The sequence below is a fragment of the Aeromicrobium sp. P2_G6 genome (genome assembly GCF_056403535.1).
The window spans coordinates 166,175-189,481 of sequence record NZ_JBFUFH010000005.1; the positions used below are offsets into that span (position 1 = coordinate 166,175).

Below are 23,307 nucleotides of genomic sequence, written 5' to 3' on the forward strand. Positions count from 1 at the left end.
CATGACCGTCATGGCCACGCCGGTCTCGGCGGCCCGCGCCGCGTTCCACACCCTCACGGTCGCCTCGGTGGAGCAGCTGACCGAGGACTCTGCCGCCATCACGTTCGACGTGCCGGAGGAGCTACGCGAGGCGTACGCCTTCGAGGCCGGCCAGTCGCTAACGCTTCGGCGAATGATCGAGGGTGAGGACCACCGTCGTACGTACTCGATCTGCGCCGCTGTCGGTGAGCGACCGCGCATCGGCGTTCGAGAGATCCCCGACGGGTTGTTCTCGCACTGGCTCGTGCACGACGTACGGCCGGGGGATCGCATCGAGGTGCAGACCCCGACCGGCAACTTCCGCGCCGATCCCGAGGGCGGGGGGCGCCACCTGTGCATCGCTGCGGGCTCCGGCATCACGCCGATGATCTCGATCGTGTCGTCGCTGCTGCGGCACTCCGATGCCGAGGTCACGATGCTCTACGGCAACCGCACGAGTCAGTCGGTGATGTTCTCCGAGGAGCTGGCGGACCTCAAGAACCTCTACGGCCCGCGCTTCGACCTCGTGCACGTCCTGTCCCGCGAACCCCGTGACGTCGAGCTGTTCTCCGGTCGGCTCGAGGCCGATCGTCTGCGCCGGCTGCTGACGGCGCTCGTGCCGGTCGGCGACCTCGACCACGTCTGGCTGTGCGGGCCCTTCGGGCTGATCGCCGACGCCCGCACGGTGCTCGCCGAGGTCGGCGTCGAGCCCGGCAAGGTGCACTTCGAGCTGTTCTACGTCGACGAGCCGCCGCCGGAGCTGCACCGCGCCGACAAGGTCGTCTCGGGCATCACCAGCGACGTGACGATCGTGCTCGACGGGCGTACGACCACCGCGCCGATGTCACGCGACCAGAGCGTGCTCGACAGTGCGGCAGCGACCCGCAATGACCTGCCGTTCGCCTGCAAGGGCGGGGTGTGCGGCACCTGCCGGGCCAAGGTCACCGACGGCGAGGTCGAGATGCTCCGCAACTATGCGCTCGAGGACACCGAGGTCGAGGCCGGCTTCGTGCTGACCTGCCAGAGCCACCCCGTCACCGAGACCGTCACGGTCAACTTCGATGCCTGAGGTCGAGCCGATTGCTGCCGATGAGATCGCTCGGGCCAGCGCCGACACGATGTGGGCCGCCGACCGGGCCAGCCGGCTCCTCGGCATGGAGATCGTGGACGTCGCCCCCGGTCGCGCCACGGTGTCGATGATCGTCCGTCCCGACATGATCAACGGCTGGGACGTGTGCCACGGCGGGTTCATCGCGTCGCTTGCCGACAGCGCGTTCGCGCTGGCGTGCAACTCGTACGGCGAGGTGACGGTGGCATCGGGCTTCGACATCGCGCTGCTCGAGCCGGCCCACGCTGGTGACAGGTTGCTGGCAGTCGCGGTCGAGCGTTCTAGGCGTGGACGTACCGGCATCTACGACGTCACGGTCACCCGGACCGCGGGTGCGGCGCCGGCGACGATCGCCGAGTTCCGCGGCCGCAGCCACTCGACCGGCCGGCCGATCACCTAGGACTGGCGCTCGTGCAGCGAGAGCCCGTCGAACGCCAGGGTGGCGATCGACGCGGCGAGGACGTCGGGGTCGACCGGACCGCCCGGGCGGTACCACTCGACGAGTGAGTTGACCATGCCGAACAACAGCCGGCTGATGAGGTCCGGCGGGATGTCGTCGCGCAGTGCGCCCTCGTCGACCGCGGCCTGCACGAGGACCGCCAGGCGCTCGTCGATGCGCCGCCGGCGCTTGAGCGCGGCCAGCTCGATCTCGCTGTTGCCGTGCACGCGCAGGAGCAGGGTCACGGCGGGCAGGTGCGCGACGAGGATCTCGACCGACTCCTGCACCACGGTGCGCAGTCGCTCGTACGCACTGGTGCCGGGTGCCGCCGCAGCGGCGGAGTCGACCGCGGCCGAGAGCCCGTCGAGGGCCTCGTCGAGGGCGGCCGCCAGCAGGTGTTCCTTGCTCGGCACGTGGTGATAGATCGCGGACTTCGTCAGCCCCAGCTCCTTGGCGAGGTCGCCCATGCTGGTGCCGTCATAGCCCTGGCGGTTGAACAGCTCGATCGCGCGACGCAGCACGGTCTGCTGGTCGTAGCCGGGCCTGCCGCGCCGGGGTGTCGCCGCCTCGGTCATGGCTCAAGCGTCTCACGGCGTACGCCGTGCAGGCCCCTAGGCGAACGCGGACAGGCCGGTCAGCTCGCGGCCGATCGTGAGCTGGTGGATCTCGGCGGTGCCCTCGTACGTCAGCACGGACTCCAGGTTGTTGGCGTGCCGCATGACGGAGTACTCGCCCGAGATGCCGTTGGCGCCGAGGATCGTCCGAGCCTTGCGGGCGATGTCGAGCGCGACGCGGGTGTTGTTGAGCTTGCCGGCGCTGACCTGGGCGGGCTTGAGGATGCCCGCCTCCTTGAGGCGCCCGAGGTGGACGCTGAGCAGCAACGCCGTGCCGTGCGCGACGCTCATGTCGGCGAGCTTGCCCTGCGTCAGCTGGAACGCGCCGATCGGCTTGTCGAACTGCGTGCGGGTCGTGGCGTACTCGATGGCGGTCTCGAGGCACGACCGTGCCGCGCCTGTCGTGCCGAAGACGATGCCGAACCGGGCCTCGTTGAGCGCGCCGAGCGGACCGCGCAGGCCCTCGGCTCCGGGCAGCAAGGCAGCCGCCGGCAGGCGCATGTCCTCGAACGTCAGCTCGCTGGTGACCGAGGCGCGCATCGACATCTTGTGCTTGATGGCCCGGCCGGAGAAGCCAGGCGTATCGGTCGGCACGACGAACCCGCGGATGCCGTCGTCGGTCTGGGCCCACACCACGACGACGTCGGCGACGCTGCCGTTGGTGATCCACATCTTCGAGCCGTTGAGCACCCAGTCGTCACCATCGCGCTTGGCGCGCGTACGCATGCCGTTGGGGTTAGATCCGTGGTCCGGCTCGGTCAGGCCGAATGCGCCGACGTAGTCGCCCGCGGCCATGCCGGGGAGCCACTGCTCCTTCTGCTCCTCGGAGCCGTAGGCGTGGATCGAGTACATCGCGAGCGATCCCTGCACGGAGAACAGCGACCGCAGGCCGCTGTCGATCGCCTCGAGCTCGATGCTGGCCAGTCCGTACGCCGTGGGGCCGACGCCCGCGCAGCCGTAGCCGGTCAGGTGCATGCCGAGCAGGCCCGCGCCACCCATCTGCTTGGCGATGTCGCGGGCCGGCAGCTCGCCGCTCTCGGCCCACTCGGCGACGTGCGGTTCGAGCTTGTCCTGGGCGAAACGGCGGGCCGTGTCGCGGATGGCCCGCTCCTCGTCGGTCAGCAGGTGGTCGACGTTGAGCAGGTCATGACGGGTCTCCATGGATCCACCTTCTCAGAGCGCGGTGTCGGTCGTTCAGGGGCTACGAGTCGAGCCGGCGGCCGGCCCACGACCACGCGTACGAGTCGTCCTCGGCGGCGAGACCGCCCTCGCCGAGCTCGAGTGGGCGGAACGTGTCGACCATGACGGCGAGCTCGTCGAACGCCTCGACGCCGAGGCTTGCCTCGATCGCGCTGGGCTGCGGCCCATGGGCGTACCCACCGGGGTGCAGCGAGATCGAGCCGATGCCGATGCCCGAGCCCTTGCGCGCCTCGTAGTCGCCGTCGACGTAGAACATGACCTCGTCGGAGTCGACGTTGGAGTGGAAGTACGGCACTGGGATCGCGAGCGGGTGATAGTCGACCTTGCGCGGCACGAAGTTGCAGACCACGAAGTTCTGGCCCTCGAAGACCTGGTGCACCGGTGGCGGCTGGTGCACGCGGCCGGTGATGGGCTCGTAGTCCGAGACATTGAACGTGTAGGGGTAGAGGCAGCCGTCCCAGCCCACGACGTCGAACGGATGGGTGTCGTACGTCATCCGGCTGCCGACGATGCCGTTCGGCCCCGAGCCGCGGTGCTTGACGAGGACCTCGACGTCAGTGCCCTCCTCGAGCAGCGGTGCCTCGGGCCCGTGCAGGTCGCGCTCGCAGTAGGGCGCGTGCTCGAGCAGCTGGCCGTAGCGCGACAGGTAGCGCTTGGGCGGTGCGATGTGGCTGTTGGACTCGATCGCGTACGCCCGCACCCCGCCCGTTGAGCTTGTCGAAACGTCGGGCAGCCAGCGGTGGGTCGTGGCGCGGGGGATGACCACGTAGTCGCCGGTGCGGAACGACAGCGCGCCGAAGACCGTCTCGACGACGCCGGAACCGGACTCGATGAACACACACTCGTCGCCGATCGCGTTGCGGTAGAGCGGCGATGGCGCACTGCCGACGGCGTACCCGATGCGGACGTCGCCGTTGCCGAGCACGAGGCGCCGTCCGGTCACGAGGTCGAGTGTCGTCGGATCGGTGTCGGCGAACAGCTGGGGCAGGCGCAGGTGGCGCGGCTTGAGCGGGTGGTTGGCGGTCGTGGAGTGGTCGGGGAGATCCCAGATCTCCGAAGCGACGATGCCCGACGGGACGCCGAGGTGGTAGAGCAGCGAGGAGTCACTCGAGAAGCCCTCCTCGCCCATGAGCTCTTCACGGTGGAGCGCGCCGGCGTCGGTGCGGAACTGCGTGTGGCGCTTGGGCGGAATCCGCCCGACGCTGCGATAGTGGGCCACGATGTCTCCTGTGTCCGGATAACGGATTGATATGTCCGATAAAAACACCATGCGATATCGTGGGGAACGTGTCAACCCTGCTCGATCGCCTGGTCGATGACGCCGCGATCTTCCCGCCCGGCAACGCGCCGCTCGACGTCGCGATCCGCGACCACGCGAGCCACCGGGCCAGCGCGTACGCCTCGATGGTCGGGCCGCTGCTGGTCCGCGACAACGACGTCGCCGAGGTCGTCGACCTCGCGGAGGGACCGCTCGAGATCGGCGTCATCGGGACGACCGGTCCGATCGGCCTGGAGCAGGCCATCGCCACGCTCCACGACTTCCCGCACGTCAGGGTGGTCGCATTCGAGCTGCCTCTACCGTCCGGTGATCCCGCGTCGGCGGCCAAGGACCTGGTGCTGGCGCTCGCCGGGTCCGACGACGTGACGGTGTCGGTCGAGCTGCCGAGGCCCGGCGCGTACGTGTCCGACGCCTGGCTCGCGGCTGCCGACGAGATCGCCGCAGCCGGGTTCCAGGCCAAGTTCCGCACGGGCGGGGTGGAGTCCGCTGCATACCCCGACGAGCAGGAGCTCGCCGCCGTGTTCAGCGCGCTCCTGCATCACCGGCTCAAGCTGACCGCCGGGCTGCATCGCGCCGTCCGCAACACCCAGCCGGCTACGGGCTTCGAGCAGCACGGGTTCCTCAACATCATGGTCGCCGTCCACCGGCTGCACTCCGGCGCGACGGTGGACGACGCTGCCGAGGTGCTCGCGGACCGGGACGGCCGTGCGCTCGCGGAGGTGGTCCGGGCGTGGTCGGAGGAGGAAGCGGCAACCGTGAGGCGTACGTTCTGCAGCTTCGGCAGCTGCAGCGTCATCGAGCCGTATGAGGACCTCGTCGACCTGGGAGTGATCGCATGAGCGGCTTCGGCCTGGACCATCTGCCGTACGGCGTCGTCGCGCATCAGGGCCGGGAGCTGGTCGTCGTACGCCTCGAGGAGGACGTCGTCGACCTTGCGGCCCTGGATGCTGCGGCGCCGTCCTTCGACCCGTTGCTGTTTGCCGGTCCGGACCTCGGTCCGCTGCTGGCAGCAGGACCGGACGTCTGGGCAGCTGTGCGTTCGTGGTTGCAGGAGACCCTGGTCGACTCGTCGGTCGGCCGCATCCCGCTGGTCGAGGTCGAGCCGCGGATGCCGTTCGCGGTGGCTGACTACGTCGACTTCTACGCCTCGCTCAACCACGCGTCCAACGTGGGCAAGATCTTCCGCCCCGACGCCGAGCCGCTGCTGCCCAACTGGCGCCACCTCCCGGTCGGCTATCACGGCCGCGCCGGCACGGTCGTCCCGTCGGGCACCCCGATCGCCCGTCCCCACGGCCAACGGCGCCCAGGACCCGACGGCCAACCAGGATTCGGGCCCTCGCAGGCGCTGGACATCGAGGCCGAGCTCGGGTTCGTCGTCGGCGTACCCAGCACCATGGGGGCGCCGGTCAGCGCGGACGCGTTCGCGGACCACGTCTTCGGTGTCACGCTGCTCAACGACTGGTCGGCCCGCGACATCCAGGCCTGGGAGTACGTCCCGCTCGGCCCGTTCCTCGGCAAGTCGTTCGCCACGTCGATCTCGCCGTGGATCACCCCGCTCGCCGCGCTGCAGGACGCCCGCGTGCCGCTGCCAGTGCAGGACCCCGAACCGCTGGACTACCTCCGGCTCGCCGAGCCGGCCGGGTACGCGATCGACCTCGAGGTCGTCATCAACGGCACCGTGGTGTCGCGACCGCCGTACGCGTCGATGTACTGGTCACCCGCGCAGATGCTGGCCCACATGACCGTCAACGGCGCCTCCCTGCGCACCGGCGACCTCTACGGCTCCGGCACGATCTCCGGCCCCGAACGCGACCAACGCGGATCATTGCTCGAGCTGTCCTGGGGCGGCAACGAGCCATTCACCCTCGACGACGGCACCAACCGCACGTACCTGCTGGACGGCGACACCGTCACCCTGCGCGCCACCGCCGGCACCATCACCCTCGGCGAAGTCGAAGGCACCATCACCCCCCGCGCTTCTTCGCCGGTCGAGTAGCTCGACGAGCTCTGCGAGGAGTGGGGGTCCCCCCACGAGCTCTGCGAGTAGGGGGAGTATCGAGACCTCCCAGCGGACTCAGGCCAGGGCTTCGGCGACGGCTCGGGCCGCCTCGAGGACCAGGGGCTCGACAGTTGCCGCGTCGATGTCGTGCAGGCTGACGATGCCGACCGAGGCCTCGAGGCCGGGGACGCCCCGCACCGGCGCGGCCAACCCGGCAGCGCCGGGCTGGAGCTCACCGGACGTGCTCGCGACGCCGTCCACGTGCCGGCGACCCAGCAGGATCGCCTTGCCGGCCGCGCCCTTGTCGAGACGATGACGGGCGCCCACCCGGTATGCCACATGCATGTCGCTGCGGCTCGGCTCGACCACGAGCAGCGCGACCGCGTCCTCACCATCCGCGATCGTCAGGTGCGCCGTGGCGCCGCTGGCGTCGGCGAGCCGGGTGAGCGCCGGGGTGGCGCGCGACTTGAGCTCAGGAAGGTACGCGTTGCGGAACGCCATCATGCCGAACCCGGCACCGATCCGGCCCTGGTCGTCGCGATGCAACAGGTCATGCTCCTCGAGCGTCACGATGAGCCGGTAGGCCACCGTGCGGCTGATGCCGAGCGACTCGGCGATCTCGTTGATCGTGAACCGCGAGTCCGACCCGGCGACGAGCGACAGGATGCGCAACCCGCGATCGAGCGTCTGCGCGGTCTCGGCGGCCATCGGTCCTCCTCGGTCGGTCGTTGAAAGTGTCGCAGGCGTCAGAGCATCGCACCGGGATTGAGGATGCCCTGCGGATCGAGCGCCTCCTTGACCCGGCGGGTGAGGTCCATGACGTCGGGCCCGAGGTAGGACGGCAGCCACGGCTTCTTGAGTCGTCCCACGCCGTGCTCGCCGGTGATCGTGCCGCCGAGGCCGATCGCGAGATCCATGACCTGCCCGTATGCCTCTTGGGCCCGGGCGGTCTCGTCAGCGTCCATCGGGTCGAACACGATCAGCGGGTGCGTGTTGCCGTCGCCGGCGTGCGCGACGACCGCGATCGTGAGGACGTGCTTGGCGGCGATCGCCTCGATGCCGCGGACGAGCGCGCCGAGCTCGGGCAGCGGCACGCCGACGTCCTCGAGCAGCAGCGAGCCCTTCTGCTCCATCGCGGGGATCACCATGCGGCGGGCGACGACGAACGCCTCACCGGTCTCGGCGTCGTCGGTCGAGAACACCTCAGTGCTGTGGTTGGCCTCGCAGATCGCGGTGACCTCGGCGATCTCGGCGGTGCCGTGGGTCGCCGGCTCGTCGGACTGCACCACCAGGATGGCCTCGGCGGTGCGGTCGAGCCCCATCCTGGTGATGTCCTCGACGGCGTTGATCGAGGCGCGATCCATGAACTCGAGCATGGCTGGCCGCATACGGCGGGTGATGTCGAGGACGGTCCGCGTCGCGTCGTCGAGCGAGGCGAACGTCGCGACGAGGGTGCACGGTGGGCGCTGTGCCGGGACGAGCCGCAGCACGATGCGGGTGACGATGCCGAGCGTCCCCTCGCTGCCGACGAACAGCTTGGTCAGCGACAGGCCGGCGGCATCCTTGAGCCGGGGACCGCCGAGCTCCACCGCCGTGCCGTCGGCGAGGACCACGGTCAACCCGAGAACGTAGTCGGCCGTCACGCCGTACTTGACGCAACAGAGGCCGCCCGCGTTGGTCGCGACGTTGCCGCCGATCGAGCAGATCTCGTACGACGAAGGGTCCGGCGGGTACCAGAGGCCGTGCTCAGCGGCGGCCGCCTTGACCTCGGCATTGAGGGCTCCGGGCTCGACGACCGCGATCCGGGTCGCCGGGTCGACGTCGACGGCACGCATGCGCTCCAGAGAGATGACGAGGCAGCCGTCGAGGGCTGACGCGCCGCCGGACAGTCCGGACCCGGCGCCGCGCGGTACGACTGCGAGTCCGTGCTGGCCGGCGAAGCGTACGGCGGCCTGCACGTCCTCGGTGCACGTCGCGCGCACGACGGCGAGGGGGACGCCGGCTGCCGGGTCGTTGGCGCGGTCCCAGCGATAGCCGTCCATCCGGTCCGGGTCGACCAGCAGCGCACCGTCGGGCAGCTGGACGGCGAGCGTGTCGAGGTCGGTCACGGTGCTCGTCAGTCCTCGGCGAGGATCTCCGCGGACTTCGAGTCCTGCTCAGGAGCCAGCACCGACACCGAGTCGTCGATGCGCTCGTTGAGGTAGCGGAGGACCTCGGCGACCGACGCAACGACTGGCACGGCGAGGAATGCGCCGGTGATGCCGAACAGCGAGCCGCCCGCCGTGACCGACAGGAGCACGACCGCGGGGTGGAGGTTCATGTTCTTGCCCTGCAGCCACGGCGACAGGACGTTGCCCTCGAGCTGTTGCACCCCGACCACGATGCCCAGCGCGATCAGCGCGTCGTTGGTGCCGTTGGTGACCAGCGTGACCAGTACGGCCAGGGCGCCACTGACGAACGCACCGATGATCGGGATGTACGCACTGAAGAACGTCACGACCGCGAGCGGCACGGCCAGGGGCGATCCGAGGATCGCGAGCCCGCCGCCGATGATGACGGCATCGATCAGGGCGACGAGGCTCTGGGTGCGGATGAACCCGGCGAGCGTGTCCCAGACCCGCTCCAGCACCTCACCCAGGTGCACACCTGCGCGCTGGCCGCCGATCGTCTGGACCCACGGCAGGAACTTGTGGCCGTCCTTGACGAAGAAGAACGTCAGCATCAGGACCAGGACCAGGTTGACGATGACCGATGTCGCGGTGCCGATCGTGGAGAAGACGCCCGAGCTGATCGCGCTGGCGCTCTGCGTGAGCTTGTCCTGCACAGCCTCGATGGCACGCGTGATCTGGCCCTCGGACAGGTTGAGGGGCTCGCCGGTGACCCAGTCGCGGACCTTCTGGAGGCCGTCGGACGCCCCCGAAGCGACCTCGCTAGCCTGGCCGGCGACCTGCGGCGTGAGGACCGCGATGATGCCGACGACGATGCCGATGAATCCCAGCACGATGGCCGCGGCGGCGAGCGCGGCAGGCCAGCCCTTGGAGCGGAGCCAGGCGGCGGGCGGGCCGAGGACCGTCGTGGCGATCAGCGCCAGCGCGACGGGATAGACGACCATCCAGACGTGCCCGATGGCCCATCCGACGACCCAGGCGGCGACACCGATGACGATGATCCGGAGTCCCCACCTTTGCAGGTGGGCGACACCTTCATCGATGACGACCGCGCGATCGCGGACCTGGTTGTTGTCGGCCACCCGCTAAGCCTAGGGGTACGAAGTCCCCTCCGCCCTCAGCCGGCGCCTCCGGCACGGAAGTTGACCCACGCGTCGTTCATGCGCTCGACCTGGCCAGGCGTGAACATGTTCATGCAGGAGTCCTGGCTGTAGTCCATGAAGTTGTGGATCGGATCGACGCCAGGAGCCGTGCAGGTGTCGGCGCCGACGGGGCAGTCGAACTGCGGCATCGCCTCACGGGGCGTGTCGTCGACGTAGTCACCCGAGGCTGAGCAACCGCTCTTGAAGGTGTGCTCGAGCATCAGCCAGTGGCCGACCTCGTGGGTGAGGGTGTCGCCCTCGGAGTACTTGCCGGCCGTGCCGCCGGGCATCGACTCGTCGAGCATCACGACGCCGTCGATGAAGTCGCGCCCGTTGTTGTAGCCCTTGGGGAAGTACGCCCAGCCGAGCAGCCCGGCGCCGATGTTGGCCGAGTACACGTTGAGGGTTCGCGAGTCGCCCTCGTACAGCGCCTTCTTCATGTCGCGCTCGTTCTTGCCGGGAACGACGGTGTACCACGCCGGGTTGGTCGTCCAGGTGATCTTGGTGAGCCCGAACCGGAACGGCGAGTCGGCCGCGTCGGCGGCTGTCTGGCCCGAGTACGAGTCGTTCAGGACCTGCATCTGCGCGTTGATCATGGTGGTCCAACGGGTCTTCTCGGACTTCGTCAGCGTGTGGTCCGAGACGACGTGGAAGACCGTGGGAATGTGCACGCTGCCGTCGGGCAGGCGCGGAGCGTCCTTGATGACGCCGTAGGCGTTCGCCTCGTTCTTGGGGTACAGCTCCGGCTCGTTCGCGTCGCTGCCATCGGCCACACGGGCCGCGCTCGGGAGGCACTCCGCCGCGCCGGGCGATGGTGCCGCGGACACGCTCTGCGTGGCTCCAGCAGCGGTGAGCATTCCGGCGACCACGGCCGCCACCGGCATCCAACGAATCATCGAACGACTGCGCATGAATCTTCCCCTCGACAGCGGGCGGTGGCCCGGTTTCGCAACAAGGTACGCCCAGGGGAGCTCATCCGCGAGAGATGCGGTCAGCCCTGCAGTCGCCAGTCGACCGGCGAGGCGCCCTGGGCGACCAGCAGCTCGTTGGCCAGGCTGAACGGCTTGGAGCCGAAGAACCCACGCGACGCCGACAACGGGCTCGGGTGCACCGACTCGATGCGCGGCACGTCTCCCAGCATCGGCGCGAGGCCCTGCGCGTCCCTGCCCCACAGGATTGCGACGAGGGGTGTGCCGCGCGCGACGAGCGCCCGGATGGCCTGCTCGGTGACGTCCTCCCAACCCTTGCCGCGATGGCTCGCCGGCGTGCCGGGGCGCACCGTCAGCACCCGGTTGAGCAGCAGCACACCCTGCCTGGCCCACGGCGTCAGGTCGCCCGACGGCGACCGTGGAATGCCGAGGTCGGCCTCGAGCTCGGTGAAGATGTTGACGAGGCTGCGCGGCAACGGGCGTACGTCCGGCGCCACCGAGAACGACAATCCGACGGGGTGGCCCGGCGTGGGATAGGGGTCCTGCCCCGTGATGAGCACCCGGACGTCGGCCATCGGCTCGGCGAACGCCCGCAGGATGTGGTCTCCCGCCGGCAGATAGGGCCGACCCGCGGCGATCTCCTCGCGGAGGAACTGTCCCATCGCGGTGATCCGGTCGGCGACCGGCGCCAGTGCCTCGGCCCAGTCCGGCGCCATGATCTCCGCGAGCGGTCGCGTCGTCATGCCTTCGCCGTCTCCTTGCGGAGGGCCGACGGCGCGAGGAGACCGGCGAGGAGGCACCCGATGATCGGCACGGCGAACGCCGTGGTCAGCGACACCCAGTTGGTCAGGATGCCGATGATCGCCGGCCCGGCGAGCAACCCCAGATAGCCCGTGCCGGTGACCCGGGCCAGGTAGGTGCCCGCCGCCGCCGGATCGATGTTGCCGGCTGCGCTGAAGAACTGCGGCACGCATCCAGCGAGGCCGACGCCGAACACCGCCCACGCGACGATCGCCAGCCCGGCGTTGGGAGCGAGCGCCGCCCCGAGGAGCCCGAATGCGCCCACGAGTGCGGCCCCCTGGACGTACGCCGCAGGGCCGATCCGGGCGACGATCCGGTCGGCCACCAGGCGTACGACAGTCATCGTGATGGAGAACGCGCCGAACGCCCATGCCGCCACCGACTTGCTCGCGTCCAGGGAGTCATGCAGGTGCACCGTGCTCCAGTCGTACGCGACGCCCTCGGACAGCAGCAGCACGAAGGCCAGCAGCGACAGGACGACGACGCGAAGCGTCCACGGTGCTCGTACGCGGGGAGTGCCGGACTCGCGGGTCGTGCCCGGCGACGGGAGGAGCAGCGCGGGACGAGCGACGAGCGTCACGAGGACCCCGAGCACCCCGGCACCGGCGAGCGTCAGCCGGAGGTCGGAATCCAGGGCGATCAGCGCCGCACCGACCAGGGAGGCGACGAATCCGCCCAACGAGAAGAAGGCGTGGAACCCGCTGATGATCGGTCGTCCGTAGGCACGCTCGACCTCGACGGCCTGCGCGTTCTGAGCCACGTCGATCACGCCGTTGAACACGCCGAGCAGGCCGAGCGCGACGGCGAGGGCCGGCGTGTTGGTGGCCAGCCCTGGTCCGACGAGGCACACGCTCAGCCCGAGTCCGGCCACGACCGCGACGACCCGGCTGCCGAACCGGTCGATCAGCCGGCCGGCAACCTGCATGCCGAGCAGGGCCGCGCCACCCAGGAGCAGCAGCAGGTAGCCGAGGACCGCGGTGCTGGCGCCCGTACGGTCGCGGATCTCAGGGATGTGCACGACCCACATGCCGAGGAGGAAGCCGTTCAACGCGAAGATCGCGAAGGTCGACCTTCGCGCGGCGGACGGCGGCATGCTCCGAGCCTATCGAGACGACCCGTGCCCTACAGTTGTCAGGCTGTGTCAGCAATCGCCGCCTACCGCGCGCTCCTGCGGATCGTCGGGCCCGCCTACATCCTCGTAGCCTTCCTCGGGCGGATTCCGCTTGCCATGAGCCAGCTCGGCGTCCTGGTCCTCGTCAGCTCGGAGCTCGACAGCTATGGCGCGGGCGGCGCCGCCGCGGGCATCCTCGCGATCGCCAATGCCGTCGGCTCCCCGCTCGCCGGCGCCCTCGCCGACCGCATCGGCCAGCGGCCGGTCGTCCTCGTGCAGTCGCTCCTCGGTGCGGCGGGGCTCGCGTCGGTGGTCTTCGTGACGGACCCGGACGCATCCCGCGCCGTGATCTACGCAGCGGCCGCCGTCACCGGGTTCGCGATGCCACAGGTCGGCCCGCTCGCCCGGGTGCGCTGGCGGCCCATCACCCGCGACGAGGGCGACCAACGCCGGCTCGTCGATGCGGCGTTCTCGTACGAGGGCGCGGCTGACGAAGCCTCCTTCGTGCTCGGGCCCGCGATGATCGGCGTTCTGGCGATCATCGCCGAGCCGGCCGGCGCGCTGCTCGCTGCCGCCGCGCTGCTGGCCGTCTTCGGATCATGGTTCGCGGTGCACTGGACGTCCGAGCTCGTCGCCAAGCGCTCGACGACCGGCGGCTCCGGGTCGGAACCCCTCTGGTCGGTCGCGTTCGCGGTGCTCGTCGTGGCGCAGCTGTGCGTCGGTGCGATCTTCGGCAGCGTCCAGACCGGGACCGCGGTGCTGGCGAGGGCCGACGGGCATGCCGGGAGCGCAGGCCTGATCCACGCCGTGCTCGGCATCGGCAGCGTCGCCGCAGGCCTCGCGATCACCGCCCTGCCCGAGCGCATCCTCTATGCCACCCGCATGCTCGTCGCTGCCGTCGGACTCCTGGTGCTGTCGGCGCCGTTGTTGCTGGTCGACTCGATCGGCTCACTGATCCTCGTGATCGCGCTGCTGGGCTTCGCCGTCGCGCCCTACATGATCAGCAACTTCGCCCTTGCGGGGATCCTGGTTCCAGTGCACCGGGTCGGCACCGCCATGACGCTGCTCGCGGGCGCGACCGGCATCGGGTACGCCTTGGGTGCGTCGATCGCCGGCCGACTGGCCGACGACGGCGGCCATACGCCGGCGTTCGCCGTCACGATCGGCGCGGCCGGTGTTGCCGTGCTCCTCGCAGGGGTCGCCAACAAGGCCCTGCGAGAAGCCCGGCCCTACAACCTCGCTGGTTGAGGTGCGAAGGCCGCTCAACAAGCGTGGACTCAGAGCTTCGACAGCGGGGTGACCTCGAGGTCGAGGGCTTCGCCGACGGCGGCGTTGACGAGGTGTCCGTCGTGCGTGCTGAGTCCGCCCGCGAGCGCGGCGTCGTCGGTCACGGCCTGCTTCCAGCCCTTGTTCGCGAGCGCAACGGCGTAGGGGAGCGTGACGTTGGTCAGCGCGTACGTCGACGTGTGCGGGACCGCGCCGGGCATGTTGGCGACGCAGTAGAAGATCGAGTCGTGGACCTTGAAGGTCGGGTCGTCGTGCGTCGTCGGGTGCGAGCTCTCGAAGCAGCCGCCCTGGTCGATCGCGATGTCGACGAGCACCGAGCCGGGACGCATCCGCGACACGAGGTCGTCGCTGATGATCTTGGGCGCCTTGGCGCCGGGCACCAGCACGGCGCCGATCACCAGGTCAGCGTTGGTCACGGCCTTCTCGACGGCGAACGCGTTGGAGGCGACGGTCGTGATCATGCCGCCGAAACGCGCGTCGACCTGGCGGAGCTTGGCGACGTCGAGGTCGAGGATCTCGACGCGGGCGCCCATACCGCGGGCGACCTCCGCTGCGTTGACGCCTGAGACGCCGGCGCCGATGACGACGACGTCCGCGGGGTAGACGCCGGGCACGCCGCCGGGCAGCACACCGCGGCCGCCGTTGCTCGCCATGAGGTGCTGGAAGCCGACCTGCGGGGCGAGCCGGCCGGCAACCTCGGACATGGGCGCGAGCAGGGGGAGCGAACGGTCAGGAAGCTGCACGGTCTCGTACGCGATCGAGGTCGTGCCGGCCGACAGCAACGCGTCGGTGCACTCGCGGCTCGCGGCGAGGTGGAGGTAGGTGAACAAGGTCTGCCCGCGACGCATGCGGCCGTACTCCTCGGCGATGGGCTCCTTGACCTTGAGGATCATCTCGGCCTCGGCCCACACTGCGTCGGCGGTGTCGAGGATCTTTGCGCCGGCGGCGACGTACTCGTCGTCGTGGATCGACGAGCCGAGACCAGCGCCCTGCTCGATGACGACGTCGTGGCCGTGCCGGGTCAGCTCGTGGACCCCTGCGGGGGTGATGGCGACGCGGTACTCGTTGTTCTTGACCTCGCGGGGGACACCGACCAACATGACGTGCTCTCCTTCAAACGGAATATTGGTTCCATGGTGAATCAACTGCGGAATGATGCGCAACTGTGCGAAGAAGATTCTGTATGATCGACAATCAGCGATGATTACGCTGAATTCGAGCCCTCAGGAGCCCCCATGCCGAATGATGTTCGCGCGCTGGACGACATCGATCAGCGGATCGTGGCCGCGCTACGCAGCCAGGGTCGGCTGCCCAACAACGCGCTCGCCGAAAAGGTCGGCATCGCAGCCTCGACCTGCCTGACCCGGTTGCGCAGCCTGACGGAGCGCGGCGTCATCGCCGGGTTCCATGCTGAGGTCGATCCGGCGTGGATCGGCCGGCCCATCCAGGCGATGATCGCGGTGCGCCTGCGAGGTGACGCCCGCGGCGCGATCAACGAGTTCTCCGACCGCCTCGCCGGGATGACCGAGGTGCTCAACGTCTACTTCCTGGCCGGCGCCGACGACTTCCACGTCCACGTCGCGGCCCGAGATCCTGACGACCTGCGGGCCTTCGTCGTCAACCACCTCAGTTCTGCCCCGGAGGTCGCCTTGACCGAGACCAACCTGATATTCGAGCACAAAAGGGGCAGACTGGCAGAGTGAGGGAGCGCATCACGTGACCGTCATCGAGGCGACGTTCCGGACGATCCCCGGCACGCAGGCTGCCGAGGGACGCACGGGCGGTCATGCCCTCGTCGTGGACCGGCCGCCCGGCATTGCCGGGGGATCGGGTGCCGGCATGAACGGTGGACAGCTCCTCGCGCTCGCGATCGGCGGTTGCCTCGCCAACGACGTGCGGTTCATCGCTGCGGTGCGCAACGACAAGATCGACGACGTGCAGGTCGACGTGTCGCTCGACATCGACGACGACGGGGTCGTCACATCGGCCGCTGTCGTCATCAGGCTCGTGGTGCCGGACGGGGTCGACACGTCGGCCATCGTCAGGGAGACGGTGGAGATCTCGACGGTCCTCAACGCCGTACGCAACGGCTTTCCCGTCACGGTGCGCTAGCCGGTCAGCGCCAGACCGGGGCGATCTCCTGGTTGTAGTGGCGGCCGGCGACGCGGCTGAGGACGAACAGCACCGGCGGTGGGATCTGCTTGCGGAGGAGTGCCTTGGTGTCGTCGTCGGCGCCGTCGACGAGCCAGGCCGCGAAGGTCCCGGCCTCGCCCTTATGGGCCTTGCGAACCTGCGCCTGGGCCTGCTTGATCTCGGGCGTCCCGCGGTGACTGGCGGCGAACGGCTCGAGGTCGCGCTCCTCGTGGGTGAAGTGCTCGGTGAGCACCGCGTCGAGTGCCCGGATCGCTGCTCGTGCGGACTCGGCGTTGGCGGCCGTGGGTGCGGCTCGAAGCTCCTGCATGACGGCGTCCGCGACGGCCAGCGCACCCTGCATGCGCTCATGCTCGCCGTCGAGGTCGGTGACCAGGGCCGGGTCCGCGCCGAGCGCCGTGAACGCCGGCCAGAAGATCGTCTCCTCGTCCTCGTGGTGGTGGTGCACCTGGGAGGCCAGGTTCTTCCACGCGCGGTTGAGCTCCTCCGCACGTGGCTGAGAGCCGGCCGGGAACGCCGCGAGTGCCGCGTCGAATCGCGCGACGTCGCGCCTGATGGCCGCGTGGATGACCGTGTTCATGGTCCGGTTCTCAGTCATGCGTGACCTCATTCCATGTCGTCGTCACCAACATGGTGCTCCCGGTGGAGGTCATCTGTGAATCCTCAGCGGGTCAGGCGTTCCTCGAGGGCGTCGCGAGCTGCAGGCCACTCGTCGTCGGTCATGGAGAACAGGACGGTGTCGCGCCACGACCCGTCGCGCCGGATCCGGTGCTTGCGCAGCACGCCCTCGCGGACGCCGCCGATGCGCGTGACCGCGGCCTGCGAGCGCTCGTTGAGGATGTCGACGTGCCAGACGACGCGCGCACAGTCCAGGTCGTCGAACGCGTGCCGCAGCAGCAGGAGCTTGGCCTCGGTGTTGACGCCCGTGCGCCAGAACCGGCGGCCGAGCCAGGTCGAGCCGATGGCGACGGTGCGGACTCCGGGGTCGATGTCGTAGTACGTCGTGATGCCCGCGACTTCGCCCGATGCCTCGTCGACCTGGGCCCAGGCGACCGTGCCCGGCCGCGTCAGGTAGAGCCCGACCAGCGCCTCGGCCTGCTCGATCGTGGTGGGCCGGGCGAATGCCTGCCAGGTGAAGACCTCGTCGTCATCGGAGGCGCTGAGGACGCCCGCCGCGTGGTGCGGTTCGAGGCGCTCAAGGCGGACATGCTTGCCGACCAGGGTCGGGGCAGCATAGAAGTGGTCGGGGCTCGCGCTCATACCCGCCAACCTACCGACGGGGTCCGTGGGCGAGCCCTGGCGTCAGACGGGGCGGGGGTTCTTGAGGTGCGGGTTGCGGACGTTCGTCAGCTCGCGCAGGAAGTTGGCAGCCCACAGCTCGATGTCGTTCTCCATGACCTGCTTGCGCATCGCCTTCATGCGGCGCGCCTTCTCGCGCGGACTGGCGTTGATCGCCTCGAGCATCATGCTCTTCATGCCGTTGATGTCGTGCGGGTTGACCTGATAGGCCGACTTGAGCTCCGACGCGGCGCCGGCGAACTCGCTCAGCACGAGGGCGCCGCGGTCGTCGTAGCGACAGGCGACGTACTCCTTGGCGACGAGGTTCATACCGTCGCGCAGGGGAGTCACGACCATGACGTCGGCGGCGCGGTAGAGCGCGGCCATCTCGGCCCGTGGGTATGAGGCGTGCAGATAGGTCACGGGCTGCTGCCCGATGCGCGCGACGTCGCCGTTGATGCGGCCGACGAGCCGGTTGATGTCGTCGCGCAGGATCTTGTACTGGTCGACCCGCTCGCGCGACGGGGTCGCGACCTGCACGAACACGGCGTCGTCGACGTGCAGCGACCCGTCACTGATGAGCTCGCCGAAGGCGCGGAGCCGCTGGCGCAGGCCTTTGGTGTAGTCGAGCCGGTCGATGCCCAGCAGCATCGTCTTGGGACTGCCGAGGCTCTCGCGGATCTCGGCGGCCCGGGCGATGACCTCGGGCGTACGGGCGAGCTCCTCGAAGCCGGCCGCGTCGATCGAGATCGGGTACGCCTGCGCGAGGACCGTGCGGCCGTCGGGCAGGTAGATCATGTCGCGGTGCGTCTTGTGGCCGACCCGCTGGCGTACGAGGCGGACGAAGTTCTGGGCGGCGCCGGGCATCTGGAAGCCAACCAGGTCAGCACCCAGCAGGCCCTCGAGGATCTGGCGGCGCCAGGGGAGCTGCTGGAACAGCTCGGCCGGTGGGAAGGGGATGTGCAGGAAGAAGCCGATGCGCAGGTCGGGGCGCAGCTCGCGCAGCATGCTGGGCACGAGCTGCAGCTGGTAGTCCTGCACCCAGACGACGGCGTCCGGCTTGGCGACCTTGGCGGCCCGCTCGGCGAACCGCTGGTTGACCCGGACGTACGCGTCCCACCACTCGCGGTGGAACTCCGGAGGCGCGACGACGTCGTGATAGAGCGGCCAGAGGGTCGAGTTGGAGAAGCCCTCGTAGTACTCGGCGACCTCTTCCTCCGACAGCGGCACCGGCACGAGGTGCAGGCCGTTGTGCTCGAACGGCTTGAGCTGCTCGTCGGCTGCGCCGTGCCACCCGATCCATGCGCCGCCATTGCTGTGCATCACGGGCTCTAGGGCGGTGACGAGGCCGCCGGGGGAGGTGCGCCACATCGTGCTGCCGTCGGGTGCGTTGATCCGGTCGACGGGCAAACGGTTGGCGATGACGACGAAGTCTGCAGATCCGGTTGCCATGCACGGCAGCCTAGCCCGATGTGTCGAGGGTCACCTCGCGGCGACCCCGCAGAAGCTCCCGCGCCATTCGGCCAAGCAAATGACACTGGTGTGATTCGTGGCTTAAGGTAATGGCATGAGCGCCGTGGAGAAGCCGAACGCCGGAAGTCCGGCCGCCGTCGAGTCGCTGTCGGAGCGCGACCGCGAGATCCTGGCGCTCGAGCGGCTCTGGTGGCAGTATGCCGGCGCCAAGGAGCAGGCGATCCGCGACAAGTTCGACATGTCGGCGACCCGCTACTACCAGGTGCTCAACGCCCTGATCGACCGCGAGGACGCGCTGGCGTACGATCCACTCCTGGTCAAGCGCTTGCGCCGCCTGCGCGCCCAGCGCCAGCGCAGCCGCTCGGCCAGGCGTCTCGGCATCGACCTCTGAAGGTTCCCATGGACCACCGCAGGACCCCGTCTGGCAAGGCATACGTCCCAGCCAGCTGGTTCATCGTCCTGACGATCATGGTGTGCATCGGGGCCGCGGGATGGCTCGGCTGGCTGTTCGTCGACGACGACCCGGAGACCCCGAGTGCCGGTGCCACGACCGCCGCGCCTTCGGCGACGGCGACAACCCCGTCCCCGACGCCGAGCAAGTCCACCAAGACGACGCCGTCCCCGAAGCCGAGCAAGACGACGGCCAAGCCGGAGCCCGAGCCCCAGGTCGCGCGCGACGCACCCGTGTCGGTGCTCAACAACACGACGATCCAGGGGCTCGCGGCGACCTACTCCGTCAAGGTACGCAACGCGGGCTGGTCAGATGTCAGGGTCGGCAACTGGCGCGGATCGATCGCCGGCAACACGGTCTACTTCCCGCCGCAGTTCGCCGAGCAGGCCAAGGTGCTCGGCAACGACCTGGGCATCGACCGGATCCTGCCGAGCTTTGCGCCCATGAGGCCCGACCGGCTGACGATCATCCTGGCCGGCCCGCAACAATAGGCGGATGCCCGCTACCACTCGCGCGGATGTCGTCGCGGATCCTGCCGGAACCCTGCTCGCCCTCGACTTCGACGGCACCCTGGCGCACATCGTCGACGACCCGACCCAGGCGTACGCCCACGAGCGTTCGGTGGCCGCGCTCGCTCGGCTCGGCCGGGTGCTCGGCCAGGTCGCGATCGTCACCGGCCGCCCCGTGCGCCAGGCGCTCGAGCTGGGCGGGTTCGCCGGCATGGACGGCCTCGACCGGCTCGTGATCTGGGGCCAGTACGGCGCCGAGCGCTGGGACGCTGCGACTTCGGAGACCGTCGAGCCGGAGCGCCCCGAGCTGGTGCGGCGCCTTGCCGAGGACCTGCCCGGCTGGCTCAGCGAGCGTGGGGCGGGTCACGTACGCATCGAGGACAAGGGCCTGGCGATCGCCGTCCACACGCGAGGGATCGATCCGGGCTTGATCGACGAGCTCGCCGAGCCGCTGTCCGCCCTCGCCGGCGAGCTCGGCCTCCTGGTCGAACCAGGTCGTCAGGTCATCGAGCTTCGCGCTCCGGGCATCGACAAGGGCGACGCGGTGCGGGCGCTCGTCGACCGGCTCGGTGCCCGCCAGGTCATCTTCGTCGGCGACGACCTCGGCGACCTGCCGGCGTTCGCCGCGGTCGAGGAGCTGCGCGACACCGGCATCGGCGGGATGTTGATCTGCTCGGCGTCGACCGAGCAGGACGCGCTCGTGGCACGCGCCGACGTCGTCCTCGACGGGCCCGACGGTGTCGCCGACTGGCTGGAGTCGCTCGCCGATGAGTTCTGAGCTGCTGCCGCACACGGGCTGGACCCGCGTTCGCACGGTGCTCAACTGGCTCAACCTCAGCACGCCACTCGGACTCGCGATCGCGAAGATCGGCGGCGCGTCGATCGTCCGCCGCGGCCGCGGGACGTACCTGGCGACCGGCTACCGGTTCGGCTTCCCGGTCGCGAGCGCGTTCACGGTCGGCAGCGTCATCACAAGCAAGCATGATGTCGACTACTTCCGTGAGCGACCGCTCCTGATGCAGCACGAGGACCGCCACTGCACGCAGTACGCGTTCGTGCTCGGCGTCGTGATGCTGCCCTTCTACTTCCTCTGCGTCGGCATCTCGTACGTCATCGCCGGTGACCACTCGTCGTACAACCCCTTCGAACGCCTCGCCAACCTCGCCGACGGCAACTACCCGCCCCCGCGCACCCGCTTCTCCCGCCGCTGACGCAACGTTCGGGTGACCGGATGGCGAACGTTCGATGTCCACGATCCGGACCGAGTGGACACATCGTGAGACGCGCCCGTAGGGTGAAACCACTCATCACGAGGGGTACAGGGACACGGCCCTACGACGCCCCAGCAACCAGTCGCTCATCGACCAGGTGCTCAATCCGTCCCGGACGACAGTCGATCCGGGAAAGATGAAAGGTCACGTCTGTGAACACATCCGCTCCAAGCCTCGCCCAGGCCACGTCGCCAGTCCTTCGCGAGGGAGCGTTCGGCAATGCCGTCGAGCTCGCCTGCCGCGAGTGCGGCACGACCCGGGAGCTCGGCCCGCACTACGCGTGCGCCGAGTGTTTCGGCCCCCTGGAGATCAAGTACGACTTCCCGGCCGTGACGCGCGAACAGATCGCCGCCGGCCCGGCCAACATCTGGCGCTACAAGGCGTTGCTGCCGGTCCCCGACGACATCGAGCTCAGCCCCAACCTCGAGCCCGGCTTCACCCGCCTCCTCAAGGCCGACAACCTGGCCGCCGAGCTGGGCATCAAGAACCTCTGGGTCAAGGACGACAGCACCAACCCGACCAACTCGTTCAAGGACCGCGTCGTCGCGTGTGCCCTGAGCGCTGCCCGCGAGTTCGGCAGCAAGGTCTTCGCGTGCCCCTCGACCGGCAACCTCGCCAACGCCGTCGCCGCGGCCGGCGCGCGGGCCGGCATCAAGACCGTCGTGTTCATCCCCAGCAACCTCGAGACGCCCAAGCAGGTCAACTCGGCGGTCTACACCGAGAACCTCGTCGCTGTCGACGGCAACTACGACGACGTCAACAAGCTCGCCTCCGAGATCGCCGGCGAGGAGGACGGTTGGGCGTTCGTCAACGTCAACGTCCGCCCGTTCTACGCCGAAGGGTCCAAGACGCTCGGCTACGAGATCGCCGAGCAGCTCGGCTGGCGCCTGCCCGACCAGATCGTCATCCCGGTCGCCTCCGGCTCGCAGCTGACCAAGGTCCACAAGGCGTTCCAGGAGCTCGTTGCCCTCGGCCTGGTCGAGGACAAGCCCTACAAGGTCTTCGGCGCCCAGGCCACGGGGTGCTCGCCGGTGTCCGAGGCATTCCGCGAGGGCTGGGACGTCGTACGCCCGGTGAAGCCCGACACGATCGCCAAGTCGCTCGCGATCGGCAACCCCGCTGACGGCGTGTACGTCCTCGACATCTGCCGCGAGACCGGCGGCGCGATCGCCGACATCTCCGACGACGAGGTCCGCGAGGCGATCGTGCTGCTCGCGCGCACCGAGGGCATCTTCACCGAGACCGCCGGCGGCACGACCGTCGGCGTGCTCAAGAAGCTCGCCGAGACCGGCCAGCTCGATCCCGAGCTCGAGACCGTCGTCATCAACACCGGACACGGCCTCAAGACCCTCGACGCGGTCACAGACCTGGTCCGCCCCGCGGCCACCATCGCGCCCACCTACGAGGCCTTCGTGGCCTCCGGCATCGCCTGAGTCAGAGAACATCCAAGGAGCACTGTGAGCATCAACGTACGAATCCCGACGATCCTTCGCACCTACACGGAGGACCAGTCTCAGGTCACCGCGGAGGGCGCGACCCTCAACGAGGTCATCGAGTCGCTCGAGGGCACCTTCCCGGGCATCAAGGCGCGCGTCGTCGACGAGCAGGGCAAGCTGCGCCGGTTCGTCAACATCTACGTCGCCGAAGAGGACGTGCGGTTCGCCCAGGGTCTCGACACCCCGACCCCGGCCGGCACCCAGGTCTCGATAATCCCGGCCGTCGCCGGGGGTTGCTGAACTCGCGGTAGAGCCTTGTAGGCTCTGCGCATGAAGGGGCTCCGGCAGGTGGGTTCCTCCAGGATCAGGTGGGAGTGGCGGCATGGTGCAAGGCACCGTCAAGTGGTTCAACGCTGACAAGGGCTACGGCTTCATCGAGGTCGAGGGCCAGGACGATGTCTTCGTCCATTGGTCCAAGATCGCGTCAGACGGATACAAGACTCTCGAGGACGGCCAGAAGGTCGAGTTCGAGGTGGTCGACGGCCCCAAGGGCCGTGAAGCCCACGAGGTCATCGGACACTGAGTCCAGTGGAGGAGCCCGGTCCGGGGGGACCGGGTTTTTTCATGTCCTGAGGGCACGTGA

Annotated in this window: 27 protein-coding genes and 1 riboswitch; of the genes, 14 read left to right on the top strand and 13 right to left on the bottom strand. The window is 69.3% G+C overall.

Going from position 1 to position 23,307, the window contains the following annotated elements:
• Position 1: 1 nt before the first annotated feature.
• Both paaE and paaI read left to right on the top strand, forming a co-directional pair.
• Positions 2-1,087, top strand: coding sequence for a 1,2-phenylacetyl-CoA epoxidase subunit PaaE (paaE, locus tag AC1DVU_RS16485; protein WP_476923547.1), 1,086 nt, complete (start codon positions 2-4; stop codon positions 1,085-1,087).
• The gene (gene paaI, locus AC1DVU_RS16490; RefSeq protein ID WP_476923548.1) at positions 1,080-1,526 is read left to right on the top strand and encodes a hydroxyphenylacetyl-CoA thioesterase PaaI; all 447 of its coding nucleotides are present in this window, start codon (positions 1,080-1,082) and stop codon (positions 1,524-1,526) included. Before paaE ends, paaI begins: the two co-directional genes overlap by 8 nt.
• Here paaI and AC1DVU_RS16495 read toward each other — a convergent pair.
• The 3 genes from AC1DVU_RS16495 to AC1DVU_RS16505 are packed head-to-tail and all read right to left on the bottom strand — an operon-like array spanning position 1,523 to position 4,598.
• Positions 1,523-2,140 (bottom strand): TetR/AcrR family transcriptional regulator, encoded by a 618-nt coding sequence (locus AC1DVU_RS16495; protein ID WP_476923549.1) that lies wholly within the window; start codon positions 2,138-2,140, stop codon positions 1,523-1,525. The two genes, paaI and AC1DVU_RS16495, sit on opposite strands and share 4 nt — an antisense overlap.
• Before the next feature lie 36 nt (positions 2,141-2,176).
• Positions 2,177-3,340 (bottom strand): acyl-CoA dehydrogenase family protein, encoded by a 1,164-nt coding sequence (locus AC1DVU_RS16500; protein ID WP_476923550.1) that lies wholly within the window; start codon positions 3,338-3,340, stop codon positions 2,177-2,179.
• Positions 3,341-3,380: 40 nt separating this feature from the next.
• A complete protein-coding gene (locus AC1DVU_RS16505; RefSeq protein WP_476923551.1) occupies positions 3,381-4,598 on the bottom strand; it encodes a homogentisate 1,2-dioxygenase domain-containing protein in 1,218 nt (405 codons plus the stop codon).
• A gap of 68 nt (positions 4,599-4,666) precedes the next feature.
• Between AC1DVU_RS16505 and AC1DVU_RS16510 the strand changes: the two genes are divergently transcribed.
• Complete coding sequence (locus AC1DVU_RS16510) at positions 4,667-5,497, top strand: hypothetical protein (RefSeq protein WP_476923552.1); 831 nt, start codon at positions 4,667-4,669, stop codon at positions 5,495-5,497.
• Entirely contained in the window at positions 5,494-6,654 is a 1,161-nt protein-coding gene (locus AC1DVU_RS16515) for a fumarylacetoacetate hydrolase family protein (protein ID WP_476923553.1), read from the top strand. The genes AC1DVU_RS16510 and AC1DVU_RS16515 overlap by 4 nt, the downstream gene beginning before the upstream one ends.
• 78 nt (positions 6,655-6,732) lie before the next feature.
• Here the strand turns inward: AC1DVU_RS16515 and AC1DVU_RS16520 are convergent, their stop codons facing one another.
• The 6 genes from AC1DVU_RS16520 to AC1DVU_RS16545 form a co-directional block, all read right to left on the bottom strand.
• Positions 6,733-7,365, bottom strand: coding sequence for an IclR family transcriptional regulator (locus tag AC1DVU_RS16520; RefSeq protein ID WP_476923554.1), 633 nt, complete (start codon positions 7,363-7,365; stop codon positions 6,733-6,735).
• Positions 7,366-7,403: 38 nt separating this feature from the next.
• The gene (locus AC1DVU_RS16525; protein WP_476923555.1) at positions 7,404-8,765 is read right to left on the bottom strand and encodes an FAD-binding oxidoreductase; all 1,362 of its coding nucleotides are present in this window, start codon (positions 8,763-8,765) and stop codon (positions 7,404-7,406) included.
• 8 nt (positions 8,766-8,773) lie between these two features.
• Positions 8,774-9,907 carry an AI-2E family transporter gene (locus tag AC1DVU_RS16530; protein ID WP_476923556.1) on the bottom strand — a complete coding sequence of 378 codons (1,134 nt, stop codon included), beginning with the start codon at positions 9,905-9,907 and terminating at the stop codon, positions 8,774-8,776.
• Positions 9,908-9,942: 35 nt separating this feature from the next.
• Entirely contained in the window at positions 9,943-10,878 is a 936-nt protein-coding gene (locus AC1DVU_RS16535) for a zinc metalloprotease (protein WP_476923557.1), read from the bottom strand.
• An 80-nt stretch (positions 10,879-10,958) separates the two neighbouring features.
• Entirely contained in the window at positions 10,959-11,639 is a 681-nt protein-coding gene (locus tag AC1DVU_RS16540; protein ID WP_476923558.1) for a uracil-DNA glycosylase, read from the bottom strand.
• Complete coding sequence (locus AC1DVU_RS16545) at positions 11,636-12,790, bottom strand: MFS transporter (protein ID WP_476923559.1); 1,155 nt, start codon at positions 12,788-12,790, stop codon at positions 11,636-11,638. The genes AC1DVU_RS16540 and AC1DVU_RS16545 overlap by 4 nt, the downstream gene beginning before the upstream one ends.
• A 45-nt stretch (positions 12,791-12,835) precedes the next feature.
• On the opposite strand from AC1DVU_RS16545, the gene AC1DVU_RS16550 reads away from it, so the two are divergent.
• Positions 12,836-14,056 carry an MFS transporter gene (locus AC1DVU_RS16550; RefSeq protein ID WP_476923560.1) on the top strand — a complete coding sequence of 407 codons (1,221 nt, stop codon included), beginning with the start codon at positions 12,836-12,838 and terminating at the stop codon, positions 14,054-14,056.
• A 29-nt stretch (positions 14,057-14,085) separates the two neighbouring features.
• Here the strand turns inward: AC1DVU_RS16550 and ald are convergent, their stop codons facing one another.
• Positions 14,086-15,195, bottom strand: coding sequence for an alanine dehydrogenase (gene ald / locus AC1DVU_RS16555; RefSeq protein ID WP_476923561.1), 1,110 nt, complete (start codon positions 15,193-15,195; stop codon positions 14,086-14,088).
• Positions 15,196-15,330: 135 nt separating this feature from the next.
• Between ald and AC1DVU_RS16560 the strand changes: the two genes are divergently transcribed.
• Both AC1DVU_RS16560 and AC1DVU_RS16565 read left to right on the top strand, forming a co-directional pair.
• Positions 15,331-15,798 (top strand): Lrp/AsnC family transcriptional regulator, encoded by a 468-nt coding sequence (locus tag AC1DVU_RS16560; RefSeq protein ID WP_476923562.1) that lies wholly within the window; start codon positions 15,331-15,333, stop codon positions 15,796-15,798.
• 13 nt (positions 15,799-15,811) lie between these two features.
• Positions 15,812-16,207, top strand: a complete 396-nt coding sequence (locus AC1DVU_RS16565; RefSeq protein ID WP_476923563.1) for an OsmC family protein — start codon at positions 15,812-15,814, stop codon at positions 16,205-16,207.
• 4 nt (positions 16,208-16,211) lie between these two features.
• On the opposite strand, the gene AC1DVU_RS16570 is transcribed toward AC1DVU_RS16565, so the two are convergent.
• The 3 genes from AC1DVU_RS16570 to AC1DVU_RS16580 form a co-directional block, all read right to left on the bottom strand.
• A complete protein-coding gene (locus tag AC1DVU_RS16570; protein ID WP_476923564.1) occupies positions 16,212-16,844 on the bottom strand; it encodes a hemerythrin domain-containing protein in 633 nt (210 codons plus the stop codon).
• A gap of 65 nt (positions 16,845-16,909) precedes the next feature.
• Entirely contained in the window at positions 16,910-17,506 is a 597-nt protein-coding gene (locus AC1DVU_RS16575; protein WP_476923565.1) for a GNAT family N-acetyltransferase, read from the bottom strand.
• 42 nt (positions 17,507-17,548) lie between these two features.
• Positions 17,549-18,976, bottom strand: coding sequence for an alpha,alpha-trehalose-phosphate synthase (UDP-forming) (locus AC1DVU_RS16580; protein ID WP_476923566.1), 1,428 nt, complete (start codon positions 18,974-18,976; stop codon positions 17,549-17,551).
• Positions 18,977-19,091: 115 nt separating this feature from the next.
• On the opposite strand from AC1DVU_RS16580, the gene AC1DVU_RS16585 reads away from it, so the two are divergent.
• The 7 genes from AC1DVU_RS16585 to AC1DVU_RS16615 all read left to right on the top strand — a co-directional run bounded on the left by AC1DVU_RS16585 (position 19,092) and on the right by AC1DVU_RS16615 (position 23,247).
• Entirely contained in the window at positions 19,092-19,388 is a 297-nt protein-coding gene (locus tag AC1DVU_RS16585; protein WP_476923567.1) for a DUF3263 domain-containing protein, read from the top strand.
• 8 nt (positions 19,389-19,396) lie between these two features.
• Positions 19,397-19,939, top strand: coding sequence for a LytR C-terminal domain-containing protein (locus AC1DVU_RS16590; RefSeq protein ID WP_476923568.1), 543 nt, complete (start codon positions 19,397-19,399; stop codon positions 19,937-19,939).
• 4 nt (positions 19,940-19,943) lie between these two features.
• On the top strand, positions 19,944-20,735 hold the full coding sequence (gene otsB / locus AC1DVU_RS16595) for a trehalose-phosphatase (RefSeq protein WP_476923569.1): 792 nt from the start codon (positions 19,944-19,946) through the stop codon (positions 20,733-20,735).
• Positions 20,725-21,168 carry a hypothetical protein gene (locus tag AC1DVU_RS16600; RefSeq protein WP_476923570.1) on the top strand — a complete coding sequence of 148 codons (444 nt, stop codon included), beginning with the start codon at positions 20,725-20,727 and terminating at the stop codon, positions 21,166-21,168. The genes otsB and AC1DVU_RS16600 overlap by 11 nt, the downstream gene beginning before the upstream one ends.
• Positions 21,169-21,258: 90 nt before the next feature.
• A riboswitch (SAM riboswitch) is annotated at positions 21,259-21,371 on the top strand.
• A gap of 9 nt (positions 21,372-21,380) precedes the next feature.
• Positions 21,381-22,661, top strand: a complete 1,281-nt coding sequence (gene thrC / locus AC1DVU_RS16605) for a threonine synthase (RefSeq protein WP_476923571.1) — start codon at positions 21,381-21,383, stop codon at positions 22,659-22,661.
• Between the two features lie 24 nt (positions 22,662-22,685).
• Entirely contained in the window at positions 22,686-22,964 is a 279-nt protein-coding gene (locus AC1DVU_RS16610; RefSeq protein WP_476923572.1) for a MoaD/ThiS family protein, read from the top strand.
• A gap of 82 nt (positions 22,965-23,046) precedes the next feature.
• On the top strand, positions 23,047-23,247 hold the full coding sequence (locus AC1DVU_RS16615; protein WP_056211909.1) for a cold-shock protein: 201 nt from the start codon (positions 23,047-23,049) through the stop codon (positions 23,245-23,247).
• The last annotated feature ends 60 nt before the right edge of the window (positions 23,248-23,307 follow it).